Below are 15,777 nucleotides of genomic sequence, written 5' to 3'. Positions count from 1 at the left end.
TGTTAAGATGAGAGTAAGCAATTATTGAAGAGCTTGAACCAAGATAGGAAATTAAACTTATCCACATACTTTATCATGGATATTTTTTGCAGAAAACGCATTTTACCTTCTTTTTTCCTGAAGAAACAGTCTTGACATTTAGGCGGTGTTATTTTCAAATCTATTTTTTGTTCTATCTATCTGATAATTAATTGGATTGGCTGTGTGCCGGGCAAAATACTTTTTGCCTGATCACATGATCAGGCATCTACTAGCAGAGGGATCTTCACCTCTTAATTTAAATAAAGTCGCTTCGATTAACTCCTGAGCAGCATCCAGATCATTGTTTTTCAGTTCCTGCTGGTAATTAGAATCTTTCCTGACTGAATTTAAAAACCTGCGGGTTGTTTCCAGATAGGACTGAGCTTCTTTCAGAACGGGCGCTGAAATTGAGTTTATAGTCAGATCATTCACATCCAGCGCAGAGAGGGTGCGAACAATTTCCAGTGCAAAACTGACGCGTCGGATCCGATAATTAAAGCGTTGAGGATCTTGAGAATGAAATCCTTTACTGTTAAATGTTCTTTGCCAATAAAGTTCATTTAATTGTCCGCCTTTTATTAAGCACTCCAGGCGTTCATTAGGCAGGTCCAGATTCTTATAGTAGTATTCGGCACGATCAAACTGCTTGCGCAGGCTCAGAAAATCAATATTTCCCTGGTTTACTTCAAAGGCTGAAAAATCAGCTTTTGATGCCTGCAAAATTTCATCTGCAGTTTTCTTTAAGGCTTCGCTGTTCATTCCCGCTTTAAATTGATGAAGCACGGTTTCATTGTTTCGCAGCACGATAGCGCCAGGAATAAAAGGTTCAGCCAGGACCCGATCTGCCGAAGTCAATGCGATTTTCTCGGTCAATTGGCCAAAAATCGTTAAATGGGCTTGATAGGGTTTCCAGTCAATCATCCGGATTTCGTTATTACCATACTTTTGGCTTAATTCAGCGACTATGTCTTTAAGATGAATGTAAATGGCCTCCAGGGCCTCATTACTGGCCTGCCTAAGTGGGTATCCAAAATAAAAATTATTAAACAATGCCGGCGCCTGAAGCGTTATTCTATCAGGAATCGCATTTTGCAAAACAGCTTCGGTTTTGCTGATAAATTCTGTAATTAATGCCTCATTCGCAGGATTATAATCGATGCAGGCGATCGATATATGCAAATTTTTCTCAGTATATCCCTGCATCAGTTTTACCTGAGCGTGCACATCCGGAGAGATGTTTCCCATGACATATGCTGGAACTTTTATCGACAATAAGGGCATAATATTCTCAAATAAATATTAGTTTTAATTATAGCTTTTTCTTTGATGCATATTAAGCATTTATCTAATTTGAGCCGCTGGGCTGTTTTCTGTTTCAATCTGGGCAGGAGTATTGTTACTGCGCAGACCTGGAAAGAAAAAATGGCAGTTGCCGCTTATAACTGCCTCTGTGTTGGTCAAGCAGTGGTGATCAAGCTAATGATCATGATTTTTATTAGTGCCTAGCTGCTCATTGCTTCGCTTCCGATTGAAAAAACAGCGGATTTAATGATAGATTTTACTGGCGTATCCAGCCCTTATTGAAAGCGGGGGCCCCTCTGATTTTAGCATTTTATGAGGATTCAAATGACAACGCGAATTATCGATTTATCCATTCCCATTGAGAATGATGTGAAATCCGATCCACCGGGATTTGAACCAAAGGTTCAGTACCTGGATCATCAGCAAACAGTAGGCGAGTTGACTCATTTTTTCCCGGGACTTAGCGGAGCTGATTTACCGCAAGGGGAAGCCTGGGCTTATGAGCGGGTTAATCTTATCACCCATAATGGCACTCATTTGGATGCACCCTATCACTTCTCAACACTGATGGATAAGGATAAACGGGCAATCACTATTGACGAGGTGCCTTTGGAATGGTGTTTTAAACCCGGTGTCAGGCTTGATTTCCGACATTTTCCAAATGGGTATGTGGTGAGTGCGAACGATGTGCGGGATGAACTTCGTCGTATTGAGTATGAACTTAAACCCTATGACATTGTGGTAATTAATACTTCTGCCGGCTGCCGTTATGGTTATGACGATTATGTCAGTTCTGGCTGCGGAATGGGGCGGGAAGCCACGCTTTATTTACTTAATCAGGGTGTAAAAATTACCGGCACCGATGGATGGAGTTGGGATGCGCCTTTCGTTCATACGCGCGAAAAGTATTTAGCAACTCAGGATGCCTCTTTAATTTGGGAAGGACATAAAGCAAGCCGGGAAATCAGTTATTGTCATTTGGAAAAATTACATAATCTGGAGGTTTTACCGGATTATGGTTTTCTAATTGCCTGTTTTCCAGTGAAAATCAAAAATGCTTCCGCAGGCTGGACCAGGGCTGTGGCTATATTGAATGAATGATGAGCTGGCTTTCCGTCTTCGCGAAAATGGCACTTGGGTTACGCAGATGCAGTTAATTGGGTCATGCGTATACCAATGTGCTCTATACTTGTAATACAAAAGGAACTTGCTATCTGGGGCATGTATGCTAGTCACTCTCTTAAATCAATCGGCAGCCAAATTTCCTGACAAGATCGCATTAATCACTGAACAGCAACAAGTTACTTATTCTGAATTACATCTATTATCAAATCGGCTGGCTAGCTCATTTCTGGCAGAAAATATAAAGAAAGGGGATTGTATCGCCTTTTTACTACCCAATTGCCTGGAAATCGTATTGAGTTATTATGCCTGTTTTACGATGGGCGCCATCGCACTGCCTGTAAATATTAATTTCGATGATGCGATGATTAATAATGTATTAAATTTCTGCAAGGCGCGGGTCTTAATCACGAACGCAGAATTTTATCAACGACTGATAAATAATAAGGATGCGCTTGAAGGTATTGAGCGCTGTTATCTAATTCGGGGTGCAAGTGATTATCCAGAAACGAAGGACTTCAAAAATCTCCTTATTAAATCACCATCCATTGAGTTTCCTGAGCCCTTGCAAGACGATGCGGCCTTGATATATTACACGTCTGGCACCACTGGCTTACCCAAAGCAGTATTGCACACACATCGAGGGTTGATGCAGGGCACGAACAATCAGATTGAACAGATTCAGATTAATGCCGATGATAGTACTCTGGTCATGTTTCCCTTATGTTATCTGATTGGACTAGGCTCGCAGATTCTTCCATTTCATAAAGTGGGAGCGACTATAGTATTGCTGTCAGCCTTTGAACCACTGCGGGCGTTGAAAAGTATTATAGAAAACAGAATTACTAAAGTGTATGGATTTCCAAAGCTGTATCTGGAATTGCTGGCTCAGGCTGATAAGGACTATGTTGCGAATAATGCTTTAAATTTTTGCTTTTCAGGAGGAGAGGCGATAGCCCCTGCCTTACAGAAACGATTTAAAGACATTTTTAATATTGAACTTACCGAAGGTTGCGGCATGTCTGAACTACAGATTTATTGTATGAATCCACCGTATGGGAAGAAAAAACTCGGCTCAATTGGTTTGCCGATTGTGAATGTTGAAATGCGGCTGATTGATGAAAAAGGGCTTACTGTGGTTGAACCCCATAGCATAGGAGAGATTATTGTTAAGACTGCCAGTATGACCGCCGGCTACTGGCACAATGAAGCACTTACTCAGCAAATGATTAAGCAGGGATGGTTTCACACCGGCGATTTGGCTTATCACGACGCCGATGGTTGCTATTGGTTTGTTAGCCGAAAAGCAGACATTATTAAACGCGGGAGCTTGCTGATATCTCCTCTGGAGATTGAAAATGTGTTTTATCAGAATCCTGAGATTAAAGAAGCGGCTGCAGTTGCTCTGAAAGGAGTCGAAAACGACAAAATTATTGTTTTTGTATTGTTGAAAGCCGGAGTTTCTGAGCATGCTGCCGACTCATTACTTGATTTTGCCAATCAAGGCCTACCCAAAGAAAAACAGGTTGACCATGTTCAGATTTTGAATCAGTTGCCCTATGGGGTTACAGGCAAAATTAATCGCAAAGAGCTGAGGCAGTGGGCTGAGGAATACAACAAGACTTAATTCGATTTCAACATTAAACATTCGCAGGAATAAGCGGTTTGTGTCTTTTTGCTCGCATAAATGTTATAATGACCATATTTTAATCTATATGGACAGAGTAAGTTAATGAAAGATCGCTATGGCAGACTATTTGAAGAGAATGAGATCCGGAATGCGGATTGTATCAGTTTTACAGACTTCAAAAGTTTACATGAGTTTGGCGAAGACGAGTTGGTTTTAATTACTGATACTGATGGAGGTAAAAGGGTTTATCTTTTCTCCGATCTTCAGGAACAGCTCAAATCAGGCCACTATTGCCGTTTGACCGATCCCATGACAAGACAGGATATTCTGAATCAGATTCCCGAGTTTAAGGCAGCGATACATTTTGAAGAAAATGCCGTTCATTATAATGCCTATATTTTGGACCAATATCCTCACTTGATACAGTTGTTAAAAACTTATGTAGAAGAGGTGTTAAATATTCAGGATGAGAAGGCTGGAAAAGGTACTTTATTAAATATAATTCAAGCCAATCATAGCCCGAGGCTTGCAGAGTTTTACCAGGAGGTGGCTGATCTTCCAGTTGAAGAACGAGATGCGCTTTATTCTTTATTCATTACTAACAGAACACTTTATAAAATGCGCAATCGCGATGGAAATTTCTTATATTTTCCAGCTAAATGGATACCCACAGTTGGCAATCCAAGGGAGCAGTTTGATTATAAGTCAATGATTGAGCGGGGTTATTATACTCCTTTCCCTCATAGAAATGTGCGGCTCTCTGATGTGATTAGTAATCCGGAAGATGCCTGCATGCACTCTTGGGGGATGGATATTCTGAATATGTTACTTGAATATCATGTGGGAAGTAATAAAGAATTCAAAATTTTCAATCCTGCAACCAATTGGATAGCGCATAGAATGGAACAGGATTTGCGTCATAGAGTCGAAAAATCTATCACCCAGCCTCTCCACCCCCAAAAAGGAAAATACGTTTTTGAGCAGGCTAAAAAAGTAACGGCTCCAGGTTTTTCCCTATCGTCGATGACTCCCGAGCACAGTACCGCTGAATCAGTTGCGATGCTTACGAAACTGAACAAAGCATGCGAAAAATACATGCAGCATCTTTTAAAGAAGATGAATGTTAATGGACTGTTTATTGATTATCCATTACCCGCTACTTTAGTTGCGCAAAACCGATGTTCGGAGAATAAGCTGATTAATAAATACAAAGCAGTTTATGAGTTGTATGAATCTTTGCACAGCAATGGTCCTGGTATTGATAACAATAGCCGTATTAATCAATTTGCCGAACGCTATAATGAAGAAAACCGGCAGAATACAATTGCTGAGCACAGGGATGGGGCCGGTATACGATTTTTAAATGTTTTATTTTCAATATTGACAGTGGGGATAAAAAATCTTGTAACGCATTGGATTAACGGCAGTTATTATGGATTCTGGGATTCCAGAGGCGCGTCTTTCAATAACGAAGCAGGCGATTGTTTGACGGCATATACTGCGGCTGTCTGACGAAATCGGCTGCAAAATCTATCGGACTGCAGCGGGAAGGAGAAAGCTAATCCGCCAGGTTCCTAAAACGGAGCTTTTGTTTCCTGCCACCATTTATCCATATAATAGGATTTACCATGTTCGAGATGACAGGGCATGGCATGACCCAGTTTGATGAAGACTCTCGCGAATAGATTTACTTTGCTCGGAATTCGGTGATTGACTAATCAAAATTTCTTATCACGTAATTGATTCTTTTCATTATTAGTAAGCGCTCTGATTTGCTTATTATTCTCTGGCGACATAAAAAAACAATAAGGAAAATATAATGGACGCATTTGAAAACAATAGTAATTTAGAAACGATCACCGTTTATAAAACCCTGGATAAAGACTATGGACGGACAAAGTTTGCGGGTCCTGGTTACGGCGAGTTTGATATGGAAAAGTATAAAGAGCTCGAGGAATTGTTAAATCCTGATACGGCTGATGAAACACTGTAAATTGTATATCCCGGGTGGGCCTGTAAGCCGCTGCCATTAAGTTAAGGACTTCTGTCATTCCCGCGAAAGGCGGGAATCTATTCCTCAGTTAGCATTATAGTGAACTCAGAGATGGCTCCCCGCCTTCGCGGGGAGGACAGTTTATATACAACTGCTGCGCGGTGGAGAGGGGATCAGATATTCTTAGCCTGACGGCTATGGGCAAGGGCCCAACCTGCTAATTTTTAGTTTAATGGGAGTACGCCCGTAAGCCAGGCTCACGGGGAATAAGGAAGTTATTATGAATAATTTACAGGTTGAACAGCGTGCTTACAACCTCGATGAGGCGTTATTAATTGGCCTTGATGAAGCCGAGAAAAATGAGATTACGCCGGCTTTTCAATGTATAGGCAATTTGAAACATGAGGGGATTCATTTAAGCACTTATCTTTGTGCTGCCAATAACAATCAGTTGAAACTATCCTCTCTGGGCGGAGCAAGCGGCAGTGAGCCACAGGCTAAAGTAAAAGCCTTGTTTGAATCATTAGAAAAATCAATTGGCATTAGTCTGTATAAAAATAATCTACTCAATCAGTATTTATTTTCCACCGCAAAGTCGCCATCCACAAGTTTTCTGACTAAGCATCAACTAATGCCCAAACTTTTACTGGAAGAAAGCTACCAGACAAAACCTTATCCCTGGGTTAAATTACACCATCTCAGCAACAAAAGCAGACTGTATTACCCATTGGCTTTAATTTATACTTTTATTGATGAGCACATCGCTTCACTTAGTAATGATATCGGGCTTGCTATTGGTGCGACCCGCGAAGAGGCAATCATTCACGGTATTAATCAATGGGTAGAGCGGGATGCCTATTCTTTGTTTCTGTTAAAAACAGTGCTTCATCACAATCCAGTTCCAGCAAGGGTGATCCGAAAGAATACCTTGCCTCCATCCATCACCGAAATCATAGCGGCTATTGAGCAGCATTATGATGAGAATATATTGGTGATGGATATCACAAGCGATAATTCTATTCCAGCCTTCGTTGTCAGTTTTACCCGGCAGACAATGCTGCTGCAACCACAGGGGTTTGGCGCTTCACTTTCCAAAGAGGCGGCATTGAAACAAGCCCTGTATGAATCAGTACAGTATAAAGAGCGATTTAATGACAATGCCAGGGCTTATCGTGAGCAAAATGCCAGATTTTTTGAGAATAGTCCTTTGCTGTTAAAGGCGATGATCGGCGATCTGCAAGTGCTGGTGGATAATAAAATCAGTGTAGAGATGGATTGGGATGAGGTTCCTTCCTATTGCTTGCCGAACAACTTGAGTCAGCAAATTCAATTGATGGTCGAACGTCTGGAGGCCTGTCAGGCGAATATTTATATCGCTGATCTTTACCAGTCATCCACCGGTGTGGCAATTACTTATACCTTAATTCCCGAGCTTGAAAATTTCAGTCTGATACGCGATGCAAAATGTGTGGCGATTAAGGAGCGGGCAAGGAGTATTTTAAATGAATTATGAAAGGCAAATGCCATCCAGAATGGCTTTGGAAAAAGCAAAGTCAACGCTTAATCTATTGAATTTACGAGTGGATTTCCAGCAATATGGGGCTGAGATTAAAACCTCTCATTGCAAATTAATTGATGATCAATCCCATTCCATCTTTTATGGTTGCGGTAAAGGAATCGGGATTCAATCGATGGTAAGCGCCTGTTTTGAGGCACTTGAACATTATGCGGTGTTCGATTTTTGTCAAAAACATCAGAATAACTATTTTTCCTTAAGTGATCCTCTGATTGCAGATCCCTTGAAAACGCATCAACTGTTATCTCCTCCGATATATCAGGAAACAGCAGAGATGCCCTTTGCCAGATTTGAGGAAATTTCAACTGGTGAAATACTGTATTACCCCTTGTATTTAATCGATCCGCGCTATGCCAAAAGCCCGGCTGCCAAGGATACATTTAATTACGAACCTTATTCCTGGCAAGCCTGTGATTCGGGCATCGCTTCGGGAACCAATGAGGAGGAGGCCAGTATTCATGCCCTGAATGAAGCGATAGAGCGTGACGCTTACTCTTTGTTCCTCATCCAGGCGTTTCTATTGCAAGGGCCTGTCTCGATCATCGACAAAAACTCAGTGCCTGAGTATTTAAAAGAAATGATCAATCAGATTGAGCAGGAATATAACGAGGAACTTCTTCTCGTGGACATTACCAGCGACCTAGGTATCCCAAGCGTTCTGGTCAGCCTGACTAAACAATCGATGCCTATTCAACCCATTGGTTGTGGTACTTCGCTTTATAAGGACTATGCTCTGGAGCGTGCGTTGTTGGAATCTTTACAGCCTTTGCATTTATTTAATGATCACTTGCTGGAAAATCAGCAGAAAACCCTGGATAATCTCGCAGAAAAACCATTATTGGCCCAATGTGCGAAGGCGGATATTGCCAGTCTGTCAGCTCAATTTCAAATAAAGCATTTTGATTCGCTTCCTGATTATAAGGGAGCTTCTTCGCTAAACCAGCAATTAGAGACCATTATTCAAAGTATTCGCAAGCAGAATTTTTCTATTTATAAGACTAATCTTGCTGAACTTGATAGCGGATTTCATTGTGTGAAGTATATTATTCCTGGCCTGGAGCAGTTTTATTTGGTAGAAATCGGGAAACATATTCTACCGAATACAAGAGGGATGAATTTTATTCGGAATAGACAAGCGACAATAAGCAAGCTTAAAGAGGTTAATTAAGAGAAAAGTATAAATGAAGTTACTGGATCCTCAACTACAGGTATTCCTTGCTGTCGCCCAGCATAAAAGTATGCATGCAGCAGCCAAGGCGGTGCACTTAAGCCAGACGGCGGTTACTCAACGTATACGCGCTTTGGAAACCAGATTACGGACGACCCTGTTTATACGCAGCCATCATGGCGTCTTGCTGACCTCGGAAGGTGAGGCTTTGCTCCGTTATTGTCAGGCTTCGTCCGAACTCGAAGGCATTGCTTTATCGAATATTCATGGGGCGGGAGTGGAGTCGACTGTTCGATTGTGCATCAGCGGCCCCACCAGTATCATGTCCTCACGGATAATTCCTGCCTGTCGGCCTTTATTAAAAAAGTATCCTCACTTACTTATTACCTTCCATATTAATGATTCTGAGCAGAGAATTGCCTCGCTGCAAACGGGCAGTAGTCATTTTGTAATTATTGAACCACAGCATCTTTTTAAAGAAATGCAAGTAAAAGCAATTCAGCCAGAGCGTTATGTCCTGGTGGCAACTTCGGCCTGGGCTGGACGTGATCTGAAAGATATTCTGAAAACAGAGCGAATTATCGATTTTGATGAGTCAGATCCTATGACGCTCAATTATCTGAAACACTATAATCTGCTTGAATACACACAATCAGAACGCCATTTTGTGAATATTAATGAATCATTGCTCTGTTTATTTACTGAGGGCTATGGTTATGGCGTTTTATCAGCTGAACTTTGTCAGCCTTTTCTGGAGAAAGAACAATTAATCGCTCTGAACTCAGGTCAGTATTATGAGAATAAACTCGTCCTTGCCTGGTATGCGAGGACAGAAGCACCGTCATATTTTGCGGATGTTATCGATTCCATAGTTTAAATTGACCATAATTCTTTCTGGAAACTTTTGTCATTCCTGAGGTGTAGCTGCGTAAATAAGATAGGTGAACAAAAAAACGTCTTTGCGAACGAAGTGAAGCAATCCAGATCCTGGGTTTGTTAAAGTTCCGATCTGGATTGCTTCACTTCGTTCGCAAAGACGACAGGCTAGGTGATTGATTCTATTGCGCAGCAACGCCTGCTTTCACGAGGATGACAGTTTAATATACAATTGAGTCTAACTTAGATTCGGCAAGCTATTCAGCACTGAATTATGAATGATTTGATTGAAAAACAAACAGAAGTGGCGGATGAAGCTATTTCTCCATTACTGCAGCTGCCTCTGGAGTCGTTTTTAATCAATACACCTCTGGATTGGGATGCGGCGCATAGTTTAAGCAGAAGTTGTCAATGGTTTGGGTTCTTCAGAGCGCATAGTCAGGGTGAAAACTCTGTTGGCCATGTTTATGAACTGCTTCATTGTTTTGAGCTTGGTGATTATGTTCGCGCTGATAAAATTGTTCACTCCTGTCCTTCTGCGATATTTCGTTCTGTTAATTACCGGTTTACCCTTTCTCAAAAAGAGCATTGCGTTCTGTATACCAGTCCTCTCCGATATGCTCTGGAAACCAATAATCAACGTATGCTAGCGCTATTTAAGCAAGTAGTAGAACCCGATTTGACTGAACAATTTAAATGCTTTGAGAGACAATATAAGGCAACAGACAGTTATCGGCTGATCGAACTGATTGCCGAATCGGATTACGACGGTGTTGAGAAGATAATTAAAGTCAATCCGGAGTTGATGTTTAAGCATGTGATTTATGACCCTGAGAATCAGCTAATTCTTCCGATAACTGGTGAGAAATACAAAGCAATTTATCAAGAGGTGTGTCCTGAGTATATCAGTCCATTAAAACTGGCGTTTAAAAATTATGACAGCCATATGTGGTCGATGTTTTATGAGCTGATAAAAGAGGATCCCAGGCGTCTGGAATTGTTTAAACGGCAAAAAGAAGAGCAAACCGAATTATATGACATAGGACCGCTCCTGAATGCTTATGATCAGTATTTGCTCATTTGTGAAGAAATACATAATAATCATTCCGAAACAGGGCAGATACAAGAGGATCGCTTAACGCAATCGTTTAATGAGGTGGGTCTGAAACAAAGAAACGCGCCGCGGCATCTTTTATTAGAAATATTTCGCCAGGATCCTCTTTGGGGACAAGTCCCAGATTCAGGGATAAAGACAAGCACAAGGCCCCCTTTGCAATATCTCAGTTATTTTGAGGAAGAAGGGGATATTAATATAAGCCGATTATTTGCCTTCCTTGGCCAGGATTTAAGTATTGTTCGCGGCGAGAGTGCTGTCGGCGCTTTGTTTATGCCCTGGACTCAGGCTTGTAATGCAAAAAAAGACCGCGATACCCTGGAGAATTTATTTCGTTTGAGACAACAGGAATTAGCGGAATTGCTGAACCTTCCTGCGCCGGAATGTAATACTATTAATCCCTAGAAGAGGGTGTAAAAAAAATCGTCTTCACTACGTAATATTTGTAAATTTTTGTAACCAAGTGTTACAGCACGCGGTGATTTTATATTTCCTATCTATACTTTAAAAGCAAATTGTCTTTTTGGAGATCGTGCAATGAGTATTTCTCTCTTGGAAGACAAGGATGTTGAAGTTATTTGTGGCGGAGCCCCAAGTCCTGGTATTATTTGGCAGCTAGAGAACAATGGAAACACACATAACGTCACCGCGTCTGTTCAGACAGCCACAGTTTTTGCAAAAGTAATTCAGCAAATTCCAGGCAATAATATTCCGGGTATTAATCTTACCCCTGTCGGTGTCAATCCCTAATTCAGCTTGAAAGCCAGTCCTGCCTAACTGGCCTTTAACACCCTGAATTTGTTAAACGCCTGCGAACTGCATAATTCCTCAAATCTTCCTGCATTATAAAGTTGTCCTTTCTCAAAAATATAAATTGTATCGGCTCCGCTTAAAAATTCGGGGCGATGGGTTATTACCAAACGGCTTATGCTCAGGGATTCAACACAGTGTTTGAGCAGGCTTAATGTCTCATCATCCATGCCGCTCATTGCCTCATCCAAAATCAAAACCCGTGGTTTTTTGGCTAAAGCGCGGGCAATTAAAATACGCTGCCGTTGGCCCAGGGATACAGCACCGCTGCGATCGGTAATTACGGTTCGCATCCCCATTGGCATTTTTTCTATATCGCTGGCAATATTTGCCAGCTGAGCTGCTCGCCAGGCATCTTCTTCTGTCAGGCTTGAATTAATGCCGATAATATTGCTGAGAATACTGCCAGGCATTAAGGCACTGGTTTGTAATATCACACCAAGCTGGCTGCGTAAATGCTGTAAATTCAAACGGCATAACTCCATATCATCAAACAAAACCTGTCCTTTTTGAGGTTTTTCAAATCCAAGAAGCAAACGCAGCAGGGTTGACTTGCCGACGCCTGATTTTCCCAGAATGCCGACGTATTCACCTTGCTCCATTTTAAAGGACAAGTCGTCACATATAGCGCCCTCATTTTTACTGTATTTAAATTGAATATCACGTAATTCAAGAGAACCTTTAAGATTGAGCTTACAATTTTCTTTTCGATAATTCTCGGTTTCAGTCTGAAAGACAGGCTTGGTTCGTTCAAATACAGGAATGATCCTCACCATTTGATTAATACTATTCCAGAGGCCGATGAATGCAAGGAACAGTTGTGAGAATGCCGCGTTATATAAAATAAAAAGGCCTAAATTTAGTGAACTGTCCATGTTCACCACAAAAAGATAAAGAAAAAAAGTACTGAATAAACTGAAAGCCAGATTAATAATTTTATCAATTACAGTCAATTTACTGCTTTTAAAAAAAAGGGTCATTTTTTCAATGAATTTACGCAGCCAAAGATTGAGAATTAACTCTTCACGATGGGCGCCTCGTATCTTATTGATGCTTGTAAAAATCTGTAACAATAAAGATTGATTTTCACCGCTGACATGAAAATAACCACGCAGAAAACGCAGTTGTTTCAGGGTGATAAAGAAGGAAACAGAGCTTGCTATCACCAGAAAAAGAATAAGCAAAAGGCTGAAAACTGGCAGGAGGTAACATAGAAGAATCAAACTAAAAACGAAAACCAAAGTATTTGAAAGCGAGACAAGCAGGCTAAGAGTTAATTCCTGCTGGATGATATCGATGGACGAGATACGATTGCTTAAATCACCAATCTGAAAGCGGCTAAAAAAATTCGCCGGAAATCGAAGGACGCGATCCCAGATAGCTGCCTGTATATTAGCATTGGCTTTTAATTTAATGCGAAATAAACTGATTATTTCTACGAGTTGTAAACTGGCAGTTATAAAGGCATTTATTATAAAAGCGATAATCACCTGGGTTACAGCCGAGGTATCGGCAAAAGGAATCGCTACAGAAAATAAATAGCCCGTACCCAGCGGAATAATCAAGGCGAGGGCGGCTAATACAATCTGTACCAGCAGCAAGCGTTTGAGATCGGAACCGCTTTGCTGATAGATATACTGAAGCACGTCTTTCACGCCTATCTTGCCGCCCGCCAGTGGCTTATAAAAATAGAAGGCCTGATTCAATACCATCGCTGCATTTTTTTCCTCAATCGCTAAAGCCTCCTGCCCCGGAATATGCAATTGATAACCCTTGCCTGTGGGTATTAGTGCACAGGCATTTCCTTCCACTGTAAACGCCAGCAATGGACCATTATCATATTTCCACCATTCTTCAGGTAACTGAATTTCACGAAAACGAAATTGTGAAAGATTGGCTATTTCAGACAGTAAATCAAACCTGGTTTTGCTTTCATCGCCAGTCTGTGCCGGAAACTTAAGTTTTATGTTGGCACTGTTGGCTACGATGGCGCAAACAGTCAAAAAATCATGCTGAGCGGTTTCGGCTTCTTTGTTTTCCAGCAACACCAGAATTTCTGAAATATCCAGTCTATTATGATCAGTCATATCAACTCTTTATCAATAGGAATCAATGAGCCTTGTTCAAGTTTGTAAATTTGCCTGCAATATTCAAGAGCACTTTCCCGATGAGTAATAATTAAAGTAGTTAAGCCTTTTTCGTGAATATTCTTAAGAATACGTTTTTCAGTTTCCGCCTCAAGATTGGACGTTGCCTCGTCCAGAATAAGAATTTTACTGTTCTGGGCCAGTGCCCTTGCAATTTCAATTCGATGCCGCTGACCACCGCTAAAATTCACGCCATTTTCCGAAACCACATAATCCAGACCGCCGCGTTGCATAATTTCCTCATAAATACAGGCGTCATGAAGCGCTTTTTCGATGGCCAGGTCACTAATCGCCGGGTTCCAGAACGAAATATTTTCTCTGATTGTTCCCGGGAAAAGGAAAACATCCTGCTCGACATAAGCGATTAAGCGGGCGGAGATTTCCGGGCTTATCTGCGATAAGGCAATGCCGCCAATATGAATGCTACCGCTTGCAGGCTGATATAAACCGGTGATTAAGCGGGCGATGGTGGATTTTCCTTCGCCAGATTTACCTAGTATCGCAATCATCTCCCCGGCAGGAATAAAAAGATTCAACTCCTTTAACATGGATTTGTTCGCAGTATAAGCAAAACATACCGAATCCAATCGAATGGACGCTTCCGGGCAGTGCTCGCCAGAGATTATATTAAAACGCGGATCGAGATCGTGATTCTGAATGTCATCCAGACGCGCCAAATCGCCCCTGATTTTTTGTAACTCTCCCCCTAAGCCAAGCAGGGTTTGCAGTGGTGCGAAAAACTGATACCAGAGCATCTGAAAGGCTATCAGACTGCCGATGGTTAATTGCCCATTAATAATCTGCCAACTGCCCAATCCGGTAATAATCGAATAAGCGACTAACTGGGTACAGGCCGGAATAACAGTTAATATTTGATTGTAAATAGCCTGTTTTTGCTGTAATGAAATAATTTCCGCATGTGCCGACGCCCAGCGCTGAAAAAAATCATTCTCCCGGCCATTGGCTTTTAAATCCTCTATTAAACCAAGCCCCTGCATCTGCAAACCAAGCAACTTTCCATTTTTTTGTAAAAAATTACGGCTGACATCTGCGAATTGGCGGCGTACATGACGATAGACAAGAAGGCTGAAACCCATAGCGGTAAAAGCGAACAGAGCCAGTGACCAGCTTAGAATACACATGACCGCAGCATACAAAACAATAGTTACCAGACTGACCAGAGAAGCCATTACTTCACTGGATAAGAGATTGGCTATTCGATCATTGGCAGAAACCCGCTCTGTAATATCCCCGGCAAAACGCTGTTGAAAAAACTGAATGGGAAGATACATAATCCGCCATAGAAAACCAATCGTACTAATCAGCGTTAATTTTAGTTTTATCAGCAACAGGAAATAATTTTGCAGGCTGCTTAATAAAACGATGGATACAATCATAACCAGAAAAATGCTAAAAAAAGGCAGTATCCAGAAGTTTAATTTTTCGACCAGAATATTATCGATAAAAATCTTGGCTAATGCCGTGATCATCAGGTTAGGCACAACTAAAGCAAGACTGGCAATGAACACAAAAAACAATTCTTTCTCCAGACCTTGCAGACGATTTCTTAAAGAAGAATAAAGGGAGGCGGGTCTGCCATGAGCCAGGAAGTCAGTGCCTGGCGATAACAATAAAAGTACGCCGGTAAAGGCGTGATCAAATTGCTGATAGCTGACAGTTCTTGGGCCGCAGGCGGGATCGTTAATATAAATCTTTTCTTTGGAAATTCCTTCAAGAACTACGAAGTGATTAAATTCCCAGAATAAAATAACAGGAGCTTTAAGTTCATGCAGGCTGGCAATAGAATCTACTTTAGCCGCCTGAGCAGTTAAGCCATGCTGGCGGGCTGCGGCTAGCATCATACTTGCATTGCAACCGTCGCGTGATACGCCACAGTCGACACGCATTTTTTCAAGAGGAATATGCCGCCCATAATAGGCAAGTATAATGGCTAAAGCCGCTGCTCCGCATTCGGTGGCTTCCATTTGCAATATGGTAGGGGTTTTTGCGCGCTTCAT

At 41.5% G+C, this 15,777-nt stretch carries 12 protein-coding genes; 9 read left to right on the top strand and 3 right to left on the bottom strand.

Annotated elements, in window-relative coordinates:
* Positions 1-231 precede the first annotated feature (231 nt).
* Positions 232-1,302: a hypothetical protein gene (locus tag B1207_RS06640; RefSeq protein ID WP_172458173.1), complete on the bottom strand. Its 1,071-nt coding sequence runs from the start codon at positions 1,300-1,302 to the stop codon at positions 232-234.
* 345 nt (positions 1,303-1,647) lie between these two features.
* On the opposite strand from B1207_RS06640, the gene B1207_RS06630 reads away from it, so the two are divergent.
* From B1207_RS06630 to B1207_RS06595, 9 genes are all read left to right on the top strand, one after another.
* The gene (locus B1207_RS06630) at positions 1,648-2,424 is read left to right on the top strand and encodes a cyclase family protein (protein ID WP_112219210.1); all 777 of its coding nucleotides are present in this window, start codon (positions 1,648-1,650) and stop codon (positions 2,422-2,424) included.
* 124 nt (positions 2,425-2,548) lie between these two features.
* Positions 2,549-4,072, top strand: coding sequence for a class I adenylate-forming enzyme family protein (locus B1207_RS06625; protein ID WP_112219209.1), 1,524 nt, complete (start codon positions 2,549-2,551; stop codon positions 4,070-4,072).
* A gap of 105 nt (positions 4,073-4,177) precedes the next feature.
* Entirely contained in the window at positions 4,178-5,587 is a 1,410-nt protein-coding gene (locus B1207_RS06620; protein ID WP_112219208.1) for a hypothetical protein, read from the top strand.
* A 307-nt stretch (positions 5,588-5,894) separates the two neighbouring features.
* Positions 5,895-6,068 carry a hypothetical protein gene (locus B1207_RS15950; RefSeq protein WP_172458172.1) on the top strand — a complete coding sequence of 58 codons (174 nt, stop codon included), beginning with the start codon at positions 5,895-5,897 and terminating at the stop codon, positions 6,066-6,068.
* A 280-nt stretch (positions 6,069-6,348) separates the two neighbouring features.
* Positions 6,349-7,581: a YcaO-like family protein gene (locus B1207_RS06615; RefSeq protein ID WP_112219207.1), complete on the top strand. Its 1,233-nt coding sequence runs from the start codon at positions 6,349-6,351 to the stop codon at positions 7,579-7,581.
* Complete coding sequence (locus B1207_RS06610; protein WP_112219206.1) at positions 7,571-8,812, top strand: YcaO-like family protein; 1,242 nt, start codon at positions 7,571-7,573, stop codon at positions 8,810-8,812. Before B1207_RS06615 ends, B1207_RS06610 begins: the two co-directional genes overlap by 11 nt.
* A gap of 13 nt (positions 8,813-8,825) precedes the next feature.
* Positions 8,826-9,689, top strand: a complete 864-nt coding sequence (locus tag B1207_RS06605) for a LysR family transcriptional regulator (protein WP_112219205.1) — start codon at positions 8,826-8,828, stop codon at positions 9,687-9,689.
* Between the two features lie 273 nt (positions 9,690-9,962).
* Positions 9,963-11,207, top strand: coding sequence for a hypothetical protein (locus tag B1207_RS06600; RefSeq protein WP_112219204.1), 1,245 nt, complete (start codon positions 9,963-9,965; stop codon positions 11,205-11,207).
* Positions 11,208-11,339: 132 nt separating this feature from the next.
* Positions 11,340-11,552: a hypothetical protein gene (locus B1207_RS06595; protein ID WP_112219203.1), complete on the top strand. Its 213-nt coding sequence runs from the start codon at positions 11,340-11,342 to the stop codon at positions 11,550-11,552.
* A gap of 23 nt (positions 11,553-11,575) precedes the next feature.
* On the opposite strand, the gene B1207_RS06590 is transcribed toward B1207_RS06595, so the two are convergent.
* Both B1207_RS06590 and B1207_RS06585 read right to left on the bottom strand, forming a co-directional pair.
* Positions 11,576-13,699, bottom strand: coding sequence for an ATP-binding cassette domain-containing protein (locus tag B1207_RS06590; protein WP_112219202.1), 2,124 nt, complete (start codon positions 13,697-13,699; stop codon positions 11,576-11,578).
* Positions 13,696-15,777 (bottom strand): cysteine peptidase family C39 domain-containing protein, encoded by a 2,082-nt coding sequence (locus B1207_RS06585; RefSeq protein WP_112219201.1) that lies wholly within the window; start codon positions 15,775-15,777, stop codon positions 13,696-13,698. Before B1207_RS06585 ends, B1207_RS06590 begins: the two co-directional genes overlap by 4 nt.

This window comes from Legionella quinlivanii, assembly GCF_003265995.1.
Classification (GTDB): domain Bacteria; phylum Pseudomonadota; class Gammaproteobacteria; order Legionellales; family Legionellaceae; genus Legionella_C; species Legionella_C quinlivanii_A.
Note: the sequence above shows the minus strand (reverse complement) of the source record. Positions and strands in the feature narration are given on the sequence as shown.

Coding starts and splice junctions, on each gene's coding strand:
- B1207_RS06630 (WP_112219210.1), top strand. CDS start 1,648: ATGACAACGCGAATTATCGATTTATCCATTCCCATTGAGAATGATGTG.
- B1207_RS06625 (WP_112219209.1), top strand. CDS start 2,549: ATGCTAGTCACTCTCTTAAATCAATCGGCAGCCAAATTTCCTGACAAG.
- B1207_RS06605 (WP_112219205.1), top strand. CDS start 8,826: ATGAAGTTACTGGATCCTCAACTACAGGTATTCCTTGCTGTCGCCCAG.
- B1207_RS06585 (WP_112219201.1), bottom strand. CDS start 15,777: ATGAAGCGCGCAAAAACCCCTACCATATTGCAAATGGAAGCCACCGAA.
- B1207_RS06590 (WP_112219202.1), bottom strand. CDS start 13,699: ATGACTGATCATAATAGACTGGATATTTCAGAAATTCTGGTGTTGCTG.
- B1207_RS06610 (WP_112219206.1), top strand. CDS start 7,571: ATGAATTATGAAAGGCAAATGCCATCCAGAATGGCTTTGGAAAAAGCA.
- B1207_RS15950 (WP_172458172.1), top strand. CDS start 5,895: ATGGACGCATTTGAAAACAATAGTAATTTAGAAACGATCACCGTTTAT.
- B1207_RS06615 (WP_112219207.1), top strand. CDS start 6,349: ATGAATAATTTACAGGTTGAACAGCGTGCTTACAACCTCGATGAGGCG.
- B1207_RS06595 (WP_112219203.1), top strand. CDS start 11,340: ATGAGTATTTCTCTCTTGGAAGACAAGGATGTTGAAGTTATTTGTGGC.
- B1207_RS06640 (WP_172458173.1), bottom strand. CDS start 1,302: ATGCCCTTATTGTCGATAAAAGTTCCAGCATATGTCATGGGAAACATC.
- B1207_RS06620 (WP_112219208.1), top strand. CDS start 4,178: ATGAAAGATCGCTATGGCAGACTATTTGAAGAGAATGAGATCCGGAAT.
- B1207_RS06600 (WP_112219204.1), top strand. CDS start 9,963: ATGAATGATTTGATTGAAAAACAAACAGAAGTGGCGGATGAAGCTATT.